Source organism: Alkalibacterium gilvum, from assembly GCF_900109085.1.
Taxonomy (GTDB): Bacteria; Bacillota; Bacilli; order Lactobacillales; family Carnobacteriaceae_A; genus Alkalibacterium; species Alkalibacterium gilvum.
Genome location: NZ_FNYW01000028.1, coordinates 19,050 through 28,561, shown reverse-complemented (window position 1 = coordinate 28,561; position 9,512 = coordinate 19,050). Strand labels below are relative to the sequence as shown.

Annotated in this window: 11 protein-coding genes; 1 reads left to right on the top strand and 10 read right to left on the bottom strand. The window is 33.6% G+C overall.

The genetic code is table 11. The annotated features are described in order from the left end of the window. Positions 1-243: transposase (locus tag BMX83_RS07570; RefSeq protein WP_143059502.1), on the top strand; the 243-nt coding region annotated here is incomplete at its 5' end. A gap of 122 nt (positions 244-365) precedes the next feature. Here the strand turns inward: BMX83_RS07570 and BMX83_RS07565 are convergent. The 10 genes from BMX83_RS07565 to alaS form a co-directional block, all read right to left on the bottom strand. Beyond that, a complete protein-coding gene (locus BMX83_RS07565; protein WP_091635520.1) occupies positions 366-1,001 on the bottom strand; it encodes a response regulator transcription factor in 636 nt (211 codons plus the stop codon). Between the two features lie 4 nt (positions 1,002-1,005). After that, entirely contained in the window at positions 1,006-1,869 is an 864-nt protein-coding gene (locus BMX83_RS07560; protein WP_177170538.1) for a sensor histidine kinase, read from the bottom strand. Between the two features lie 185 nt (positions 1,870-2,054). Beyond that, the gene (liaF, locus tag BMX83_RS07555; RefSeq protein WP_177170537.1) at positions 2,055-2,789 is read right to left on the bottom strand and encodes a cell wall-active antibiotics response protein LiaF; all 735 of its coding nucleotides are present in this window, start codon (positions 2,787-2,789) and stop codon (positions 2,055-2,057) included. A gap of 266 nt (positions 2,790-3,055) precedes the next feature. Beyond that, on the bottom strand, positions 3,056-3,529 hold the full coding sequence (gene greA / locus BMX83_RS07550) for a transcription elongation factor GreA (RefSeq protein ID WP_272980688.1): 474 nt from the start codon (positions 3,527-3,529) through the stop codon (positions 3,056-3,058). A gap of 139 nt (positions 3,530-3,668) precedes the next feature. Beyond that, positions 3,669-4,313 carry a uridine kinase gene (gene udk / locus BMX83_RS07545; RefSeq protein ID WP_091635510.1) on the bottom strand — a complete coding sequence of 215 codons (645 nt, stop codon included), beginning with the start codon at positions 4,311-4,313 and terminating at the stop codon, positions 3,669-3,671. Between the two features lie 85 nt (positions 4,314-4,398). Then, positions 4,399-5,484 (bottom strand): endolytic transglycosylase MltG, encoded by a 1,086-nt coding sequence (gene mltG, locus BMX83_RS07540; protein WP_091635507.1) that lies wholly within the window; start codon positions 5,482-5,484, stop codon positions 4,399-4,401. Positions 5,485-5,707: 223 nt separating this feature from the next. Beyond that, entirely contained in the window at positions 5,708-6,016 is a 309-nt protein-coding gene (locus BMX83_RS07535) for a DUF1292 domain-containing protein (RefSeq protein ID WP_091635504.1), read from the bottom strand. A 2-nt stretch (positions 6,017-6,018) separates the two neighbouring features. After that, the gene (ruvX, locus tag BMX83_RS07530; RefSeq protein ID WP_091635501.1) at positions 6,019-6,456 is read right to left on the bottom strand and encodes a Holliday junction resolvase RuvX; all 438 of its coding nucleotides are present in this window, start codon (positions 6,454-6,456) and stop codon (positions 6,019-6,021) included. Position 6,457: 1 nt separating this feature from the next. Then, on the bottom strand, positions 6,458-6,715 hold the full coding sequence (locus BMX83_RS07525) for an IreB family regulatory phosphoprotein (RefSeq protein ID WP_091635498.1): 258 nt from the start codon (positions 6,713-6,715) through the stop codon (positions 6,458-6,460). A gap of 154 nt (positions 6,716-6,869) precedes the next feature. After that, the gene (gene alaS / locus BMX83_RS07520) at positions 6,870-9,512 is read right to left on the bottom strand and encodes an alanine--tRNA ligase (protein ID WP_091635496.1); all 2,643 of its coding nucleotides are present in this window, start codon (positions 9,510-9,512) and stop codon (positions 6,870-6,872) included.

Here is a 9,512-nt window from a genome sequence, read left to right as displayed (position 1 = left end):
AAATACCTAGATTCCATAGAAAATTCCTGTAAGTATACCTTGTCCAATGGACACCTTGAAGGCATTAACAATAAAATTAAAACAATCAAACGAAGTGGTTATGGTTATCGTAATTTTAGTCATTTGAGGGCACGCATTCTAATTAGTTTTAAATTGAAAGAAAAGACCGAGAAAGAAATCAGACCCTTAACTTTTGAAGAAGAAAAAGTGATCAACAAACAATTAAGTACTAAAGTCGCATAAAAAAAGGTAGAAAGCATTTAAGCTTTCTACCTCGGAAATCTCTGACCAACACGATTTGACAAAGAACCTAAAAAAAAGACCTCAATCAACTAAAAGTTGATTGAGGTCTTTTTTTTTGGATTTTAATTTTCTACAAGATCATGTCTGAATGCATATATAGCTACTTGTGTGCGGTCTTCTACTTCTAACTTTGATAAAATATTAGACACATGTGTTTTTACTGTTTTCAAAGTAATAAATAGCTCATCTGCGATGGACTGATTTGTGTAACCTTTGGCTATGAGTTGAACAACATCATTCTCCCGACTAGTTAATCTATCGTGTAAGGAGACTGTGCTTTTCTCTATCCTTTTTTCTTCCAGTATAGTTGACACTTCATCTTCTATGAAATTATGACCATTATAGGTCTCTCTAACAGCTTGAGCTATTTCTGTAGCAGTAGATGTTTTTAAAATATAACCAGAAGCTCCTGCCTCCATAGCCGGATAAACTTTCTCATCGTCAATAAAGCTAGTTAATATAATGATTTTGGCTTCAGGCCATCGTTTCATAATTTCAATTGTAGCTTCAGTTCCATCCATAACTTCCATAACTAGATCCATCAGAATAATATCTGGTTTCTCCTTTAATGCTAATTTGATACTTTCCTTACCATCCGTTGCTTCAGCCACGACTTCAAAATCTTTTTGTATAGAAAAAAAGGATGACAAACCTAATCTTACCATCTCGTGATCATCTACAAGCATCAAACGAATCATATTCTCACTCTCCTACTATTAAAGGCACATTTATTTCAATTCGTGTTCCAAAACTTGGGAGCGAAACCACTTTAACGCTTCCCCCCATTCCCTCTATTCTTTCTTTAATGTTTTGTAGACCATAGCTTCCAGATTTTGGTTTCTCTACATCAAAACCGACGCCATCATCATTCACTCTCAGTTGAATAACATTGTTATTTTGAGTTAAATATACTTCCAAAACTTTGGCCTTAGCATGTCTCAATACGTTAGATAATAATTCTTGAAGTATGCGAAAAAAATGATCTTCCATTACTGTTGGCATTGTTATCCTTTCAATTTCATAGTGAATGTTAACTTCAATTTTAGATGTTAATTCTTTAAGGAGATGTTCTATTCCTTGTTTTAAACTCTTCCCATCTAACTGAACAGGTCTAAGATGTAAAAGTAAAGCGCGCATTTCCGTTTGAGAGGCATTTATTGTCTGTTCTACCATTTTTAATTGGCTTACTACACCTTCAGTAGATTCTTCAATTTGCTGATTCACAGCAGACAGCATCATTGAAGCAGCAAATAATTGCTGGGAGACAGAATCATGTAATTCCCTAGCTATGCGTTTACGTTCACCTTCTAGAATATCATTTTTTGTCTCTTCATCAAGAGCTTTATCTTCTTCCGCATTTTTTAACGCTTCATCTGCCATAAACATCAGTTTTTCATGCAATTTTAAAAACTGACGATCGATGTCTTCATTAATTTGTAGTGGTGTATCCAGTGAATACATATTCAGAAAAATAGATGCTGAATAATGACCTTGACTCATCATCCTTAGGCCTTCTTCTACTTTTCTAAGTTTGATTTTTTCAAACAGTCGCAAGTAGGTTGACATAATACCTGCTAAAACCAAAGAGAACAATATAAGAAAAAATATTAATGATACCCCAAAAATATCAGCTCTATATAGGGCAGTAAACGATTGATTCTCTGATATAGATAGGAATATCAACAGAGTAATAAATAAAAGAATAAAAAGAAACAATAGAAAAAATTTTATCAATTGAGAAAGGGTCTTTTTCATAAATAAACAACCTCAACTTCTCCTACAATCGTACTGCATACAATTTTTATTTTTCTTAGAGCAGTATCATAATTATCTGATTGCCATTTAATCGTTTCGTTCTTTAAATCAAAAAATTCGTCTTCAATAATAAGCTTCCCTAGCACAATATTCACATTTATTGACAAAGCGATATCCTTTGGTACGAGTATTTTGGTATCGCCAAAACCTTTTCTGATTATTAAAACATTTTCTTTGATTGGCAAGACGGTGTTTCCTAAATCAAAAAAGGTGTCTCCCATTATTTTTTGATGATTATGATCTTCCCATTTGAATATATTCTTTCCGACTGAATCATCACCAATCCATTTATTTCGGTATAACTTTAATTCGTTTTTTTCTAATTCATTCCATTGAACAGAAATAAATTCTTTATCTCGCCAATATTGTTTTTTTCTTATGAAAGGATCTCGTATAGTGTTTAAGAGTTTTTGATCAGAACTTAGCTGAAACAGAAGAAACAATAAAAGTAATATCCAAAATGCACTAGTAAAGATAAATGAGCAAAAAAGTAATACCACACTTATCCAAAAATATTTCGTATGTTCCCCTTTTTCTTTAGATAAATTATACATACTAAAAAATATTAGTGCTAATAGAAAAAAAATCAAAAAGATAGGATTGTGAACAACTTGATATAAAAGCCAAACAAATAAACTAGTTAGTATGGCCTTAAAGATATAATTACTCATTGTTTCTTTCTCTCCTTTTATTTCGCCTACAATAATTATAGCGAATTTTAACTTAAATAACATTACTTCTATTGAAAATAGGACTTAAGACTGATAAATTCAACTAAATTTGTACTTAATTAACTTAGTTACTCTACTTACAAAAAGACCCACAGTGGAAGAATATATAATACTTCCACTGTGGGTCTTTTAATATCTTTAAAATAATCTAATAGAGTTTATTCTGATTTTACACTATCCAAATATTTAAACCTTTACACATGGCATTAGACAACTTTTGTAATTTCTACTTGCATTTTGCCACCTGGTGTTTCGATATCAACTTTATCTCCAACTTTTTTATTTAATAATGCTTGAGCAATAGGTGATTCATTGGATATCTTCCCGGAAAAAGGATCAGCCTCAGCCTTACCCACTATAGTATATTCTTCAAGAATACCATCTGGGAGTTCCTTAAATATAACTGTTCGTCCTAAGGTAACTTCGCCTTTTTTTGATTTGGAACTGTCAATGATTTCTGCATTCTGAAGCATATTTTCAAGTGTGCTTATACGCCCCTCGATAAATGCTTGTTCATCTTTGGCTGATTCATACTCTGAATTCTCAGATAAATCCCCGAATCCTCTTGCGATTTTGATACGCTCAACAACTTCTTTTCTTTTTACTGATTTTAATTCGGTTAACTCTTTTTCTAACTTTTCTTTCCCTTGAATTGTCATGGGATAAACTTTTTCTGTCACCATTTATATTCACCTCGTAATATTCTATAGTAATATAGGTCCTTTATATTATTAACTTTTATGTTTGCTAATTATTCAATGCAATTAAGATAACACGAACATTTTACGATGTAAAGCGTTTTTATAAATTGTAGCAATTTTATAGTGAACGTTCTTGAAAGATGGTATGTATTTTAGTAGTCATCAAATCAATAGCTACTTGGTTTCTGCCACCCTCGGGAATTATAATATCAGCGTACTTTTTTGTTGGATCAATAAATTGAGTATGCATCGGTTTTACAACAGTTAAGTATTGTTCGATGACATGATCCAAAGTTCTTCCACGCTCTTCAATATCTCTCTTTATCCGACGAATAATTCTGATGTCATCATCCGTATCAACATAGACTTTGATATCCATTAACTCTCTAAGTCGGGCATCTTCAAGTATCAAAATCCCTTCAAGAATAATGACCTCCTTAGGTTCTTGGAGAATAGTTTCATCACTTCTTGTGTGTCGTGTGTAATCATAAACTGGTTTATTGATACTTTTATAATTCAACAAATCATATAAATGGTTAATAAGTAATTCTGTATCAAATGCAAAAGGATGATCATAATTTGTTTGCAACCGTTCTTCAAAACTTAAATGATCCTGATCTTTGTAATAAGAATCTTGCTCGAGCATCATGATTGATTTTCCTGGGAAATAATTATAGATAGCTTGGCTGACGCTTGTTTTTCCACTACCAGAACCACCCGTCACTCCAATAACGATGGGTCTATTTTTTTGATTTTTAGTCATCACACTACTCCTTCTTTCTTTAAACTAAAGATATATTTATCTTAACAAAAGCACTGAGTCGATGAAGACTCAATGCTTTGATTTACTAATCTAAGTATTTATTTTTATATTCTAGATGTTGGTCGTATGTTTCTGAAAAATATACTTCCCTTGTTGTTAAGTCAGCCAAAAAATACATGTATTCTGTTTCAGCTGGATAAATTGTAGCTAATATCGCTTTTTCAGAAGGATTATTAACGGGGCCTGGCCCAAGTCCTTTGTATTCATATAAATTATAGGGTGAATCGACACCCAAATCATCATAAGTTATTCTCTTCTGGTGTTCCCCGAGCGCGTAGGTAACACTTACATCTGTTTGGAGAGCCATCCCTACATCCAGACGATTATAAAATACACCTGCAATTTTTTCGCGATCTTCATAAGTTATTCCTTCACGTTCAACAAATGAAGACAAAGTCAAAATGTTGTGTACGGTAGTATCTTGTTTTTCTATCTCAGTGTAATATTCATTTAAAACTTGATCCATACGATCAATCATTTGAGTGACTAATTCATCCAGGGATGTGTCATCAAGAAATTCATACGTCGCAGGGTAAAGATAGCCTTCTAATGTATATAATGTGTCCTCTTTGACGGTCATAGCATCATCTAACAACTCTGGATATTCTTGTAATTTCTCCTCCAAAAAACCCTCGCTTTCGATTAACTGGAAGAAATCTTCTACTGAATAGTCCGTTTGCTGTTCAATTACGATTGCAACTTGTTCCACTGTAAAGCCTTCAGGGATTGTTATTTCTCCTGCTGACTCTTCCATTATGGGCGTTCCTCCCTCTTGGAGTTGGGTTACGATCTCTTCTGTTGACATTGACGGTGAGAAAAGATAATAACCTGCTTGGAAGCCTTCTTCTCCAGTAAACCGTAAATGATAGTTAAAGACAAATGCACTCTTGATAATTTCATTTTCTTCAAGGATACGTGCGATATCAGTCCGTGATGACCCAATAGGAATTTCTATTGGAACATCTGTATTACTCTCTGGTTCTAATGGTTCAAGCGATGAGGTATAGTATTTATACCCTGACACAAAAAGTACAATAATTAATATAACTAAGATTGAAACAATACTTAATACAATTTTTCTAACTGTTTTAGTTGATTGCTTATCAGGCATGAATTTTCCATCCTTTTTCAAAAGTTCATTATCTTAGTCATTATACACAATATTTAAAGTTTAGAAAAGTCAATTCTATATTTTTAACACACTTTTCTTCTAATACTGTCTTTCTAAATAACTAAAATATTTGTACGAAAAAAAGACGGATAGTCGTGAAGCTTTTATATATTAATTATAAAAGCCATTCACTGAAAATATCCATCTTTTAAATCGTTTTTATTTACTCTTCTTCATCACTGATAAAAGTATTCAATACTTCTTCAACCATTTCCCATTCTTCATCAGAATCAATAGAACTTAATGTCCCTTCTAGGCCACCTTCTGATTCTTTATAAGAAAATGCTGATAACTCAACTTCATCGCCTTCACTCGTTCCAGCTGGATACACTAGAACGTAAGATTTATCAAAATCCTCTGATTCAAAAGTGAAGAGGATCTCATATAATTCTTCATTTCCCTCTTCATCTACAATTGTAATGTGTTCGTGATCATGGTCGTGATCGTGATCGTGTGTGTGATCGTTTGTCATAATTAATTCCTACCTTTACTATTTATTTGCTGATCTAAATAATTTTGTAATATCATTACGGCAGCAAGTTTATCTATTACTTTCTTTCGTTTTTTACGTGAGGTATTTCCTTCTTCGATTAGCATTCTATTCGCTTGCATCGTGGTTAAACGTTCATCGACATACTTCACAGGCAAATTAAAATGTTCCTCAATTTTAGCTCCGTATTCCATGGATATTTCCGCACGTTCCCCAATCGTACCGTCCATGTTTTTAGGCAATCCGACAACAAAAGATTCAACTTCATATTCTTCAATAAGCTCTTTTATACGGTCCAAACCAAATTGTTCTTTGGATTCATTGATTTTTACTGTTTCAATCCCTTGAGCTGTCCACCCAAAATAATCACTAACAGCTACACCTACCGTTTTAGACCCGACATCTAAACCCATTACTCGCATACTATTTTTTCGTCTCAATATATCGCGTAACAAGCTCGTCCAGTACTTCATCTCTTTCGTGACGTTTCATTAAGTTTCTGGCATCATTGTGTCGAGGTATATATGCTGGGTCGCCTGATAATAGATACCCTACGATTTGATTGATAGGATTGTATCCTTTTTCTTCCAAAGCTGTGTATACGAGTTTCAATGTTTCTTCAACGTCGTATTCTTCTTCATTATCTACGCTATATCGAACAGTATGGTCATTTGAAGTCATCTAATATTCCCTCCGTCTTTTAATATATGAATAAAATATATATCCTACTCATCATTAATTTCCATTGTACTCATTTTACTAGAAATCTAGTCAAAGTACAATGCATCCTAGAATACTTACCTAAATATAAAAATGTTTATAGACTATTTATTTCTTAACTATTCTTTTCTACCCAATCAGGAACAGCCTGTAAAGCTTCGGATAGGCCTTCTGGTTTCTTTCCACCAGCTTGAGCAAAATCATCTCGTCCGCCTCCGCCACCTTTTATATAAGGTGAGATAAACTTAATCAGATTTCCAGCTTTCATCTCATTTTGTCTAGCTTTATCATTTAGCGACGCAATTAAATTAACTTTTTCTCCATTTCGAAGTCCAAGAACTAAAATATCCGAATAATCATTTTGTTTCCACTTATCAGCAAGTTTTCGCAATTGATTCATATCCTTAGCTTTAATTTCTTCTGCGATAACTGTAATCCCGTCAATATCAGTAACTTTTTTGAAGATGTCTTCTGCTTGGGATTCCGCCAATTTAGCATGCAATGATTCGTTCACATGATTAGCATCTTTTAATTCTTTCTGCAGCCCTTCAACTCTAATAGGTAATTCATTCAATGACTGCACTCTTAATAATTTCGACGTTTGATTCAAAATATTTAGTTGTTCATCAATCCATTGATACGCGCCTTCACTCGTTCGAGCAATTATACGACGTGTTCCAGCGCCTATACCCGATTCTGATAAGATCTTAAATAATCCAATTTCAGAAGTAGTTTCCACATGCGTTCCCCCACAAAGTTCTTTGGAATAATCATTTATGGAAACGACTCTAACATGCTTGCCATATTTTTCACCAAATAATGCAACAGCACCCATTTCTTTAGCTTTATCTATAGTTGTTTCAGTTGTTTCAACTCTAATATTTTCTAATATTTTCTGATTGACTTGTTTTTCCATTTCTTTTAGTTCTTCTTCAGTAACTTGGTTAAAATGCGTAAAGTCAAAGCGTAGTTGTCCATCTTCCACTAATGAACCAGCCTGATTGACATGATTTCCAAGCACTTCTTTCAGAGTCTGATGCAGTAAATGAGTAGCTGTATGATTACGCTCGATTAATCTTCTACGATGCTTATCTATAACAAGGTAATAGGTTTCATTATTACTCATTTTTTTTCTAACTTTTACATCATGAATGGGTTGTCCTTCAGGCCCTGATTTAACATTCAAAATTTCAGCCATAACTGTTTTATCTTCATTTAAGATAAGACCAGTATCACCCACTTGTCCTCCTTTTTCAGCATAAAACGGGCTCTCTTCGAATAGAAGTCTAGCTGATTCACCTGGTTCAATCTCTTCAACAAATGCTTCATCTTTAATTATTTTAATCAGTGTTGTTGTCGTTTCATCTTGGTTATACCCGATGAAGGTGCTCTTAACTGTAACTTCATTTAATAAGGACGTTTGGACAGCCATTGAATTTTCAGTTTGACGTGCTAAACGAGCACGTTCGCGCTGTTTTTGCATTTCTGCATCAAATTCTTTATAGTTTATTGTAATATTTTCTTCTTCAACAACCTCTTCTGTTAATTCCAATGGGAATCCATACGTGTCATATAATTGGAACGCATCTTTCCCTGACATTTTTGACTGGCCTTTTTCTTTCAGTTCTTCAACAAGTTCTTTCACCTTGTTTAAACCATCAGAAAGTGTTTCATGGAATCTTTTTTCTTCACTTAAGATAACCTTTTCAATAAGTTCCCTATTCTCACCGACTTCAGGGTAGTGCTCTGACATGATTTCTGAAACAATTGGTATAAGCTGTGTCAAGAAGGGTTTATCAATAGTAAGTTTTCTACCATGCATAACACTTCTTCTTAGTAAGCGTCTTAAAACATAGCCACGACCTTCATTAGAGGGCAACGCACCATCGCTGATTGCAAAAGCTAATGCGCGTATATGATCAGCAATTACTTTGAAACTTACTTTATTCTTCTTTTCTTCATATTTTTTTCCAGATAAATCTTCTGTTTTATTTATAATAGGCATAAATAAATCTGTCTCAAAATTGGTTGGAGCATCTTGCAAAATAGATACAATACGCTCAAGTCCCATACCCGTATCAATATTTTTATTTGGTAATGGGACGTAGGTATCATCTGCTTTATGATTGAATTCTGAAAATACTAAATTCCATATTTCAAGCCAACGTTCATTTTGACCACCCGGATAATTTTCTTCGTGTCCTTCTGGTAGATTATTAAAGGTCTCACCTCTATCAAAGAATATTTCTGTATCTGGTCCACAGGGCCCCTCCCCTATATCCCAAAAATTCTCTTCTTCTTCAATAAGATGTGATTCGTCCACTCCTATTTTGTCTTTCCATATTGCGTAAGTTTCCTTATCTTCTGGATAGACTGTAATGTAAAGTTTATCTGGATCTAATGCCAACCATTGTTCTCCAGTTAAAAAATCCCACGCCCATTCAATAGCTTCTTTTTTAAAATAATCGCCTATTGAAAAATTCCCCAACATTTCAAATAATGTATGGTGTCTTGCTGTCACACCAACGTTTTCAATATCATTTGTTCGAATACTCTTTTGAGAGCTCGCGATCCTACGATTTTCTGGTCTAACAGAACCATCAAAATATTTTTTCATTGTAGCTACACCAGAATTAATCCAAAGTAAGGTGGGGTCTTCAATGGGAACTAGGGATGCACTCTTTTCAATATGATGATTTTTTTCTTTGAAAAAATCTAAGAAAAGTTGTCTTAACTCAGAACTTGTTAACTTTTTCAT

Bases quoted from the DNA above. Each gene is read 5' to 3' on its own strand.
- BMX83_RS07565 (WP_091635520.1), bottom strand. From the start codon at position 1,001: ATGATTCGTTTGATGCTTGTAGATGATCACGAGATGGTAAGATTAGGT.
- BMX83_RS07560 (WP_177170538.1), bottom strand. From the start codon at position 1,869: ATGTCAACCTACTTGCGACTGTTTGAAAAAATCAAACTTAGAAAAGTA.
- liaF (WP_177170537.1), bottom strand. From the start codon at position 2,789: ATGAGTAATTATATCTTTAAGGCCATACTAACTAGTTTATTTGTTTGG.
- udk (WP_091635510.1), bottom strand. From the start codon at position 4,313: ATGACTAAAAATCAAAAAAATAGACCCATCGTTATTGGAGTGACGGGT.
- mltG (WP_091635507.1), bottom strand. From the start codon at position 5,484: ATGCCTGATAAGCAATCAACTAAAACAGTTAGAAAAATTGTATTAAGT.
- BMX83_RS07535 (WP_091635504.1), bottom strand. From the start codon at position 6,016: ATGACAAACGATCACACACACGATCACGATCACGACCATGATCACGAA.
- ruvX (WP_091635501.1), bottom strand. From the start codon at position 6,456: ATGCGAGTAATGGGTTTAGATGTCGGGTCTAAAACGGTAGGTGTAGCT.
- BMX83_RS07525 (WP_091635498.1), bottom strand. From the start codon at position 6,715: ATGACTTCAAATGACCATACTGTTCGATATAGCGTAGATAATGAAGAA.
- alaS (WP_091635496.1), bottom strand. From the start codon at position 9,512: ATGAAAAAGTTAACAAGTTCTGAGTTAAGACAACTTTTCTTAGATTTT.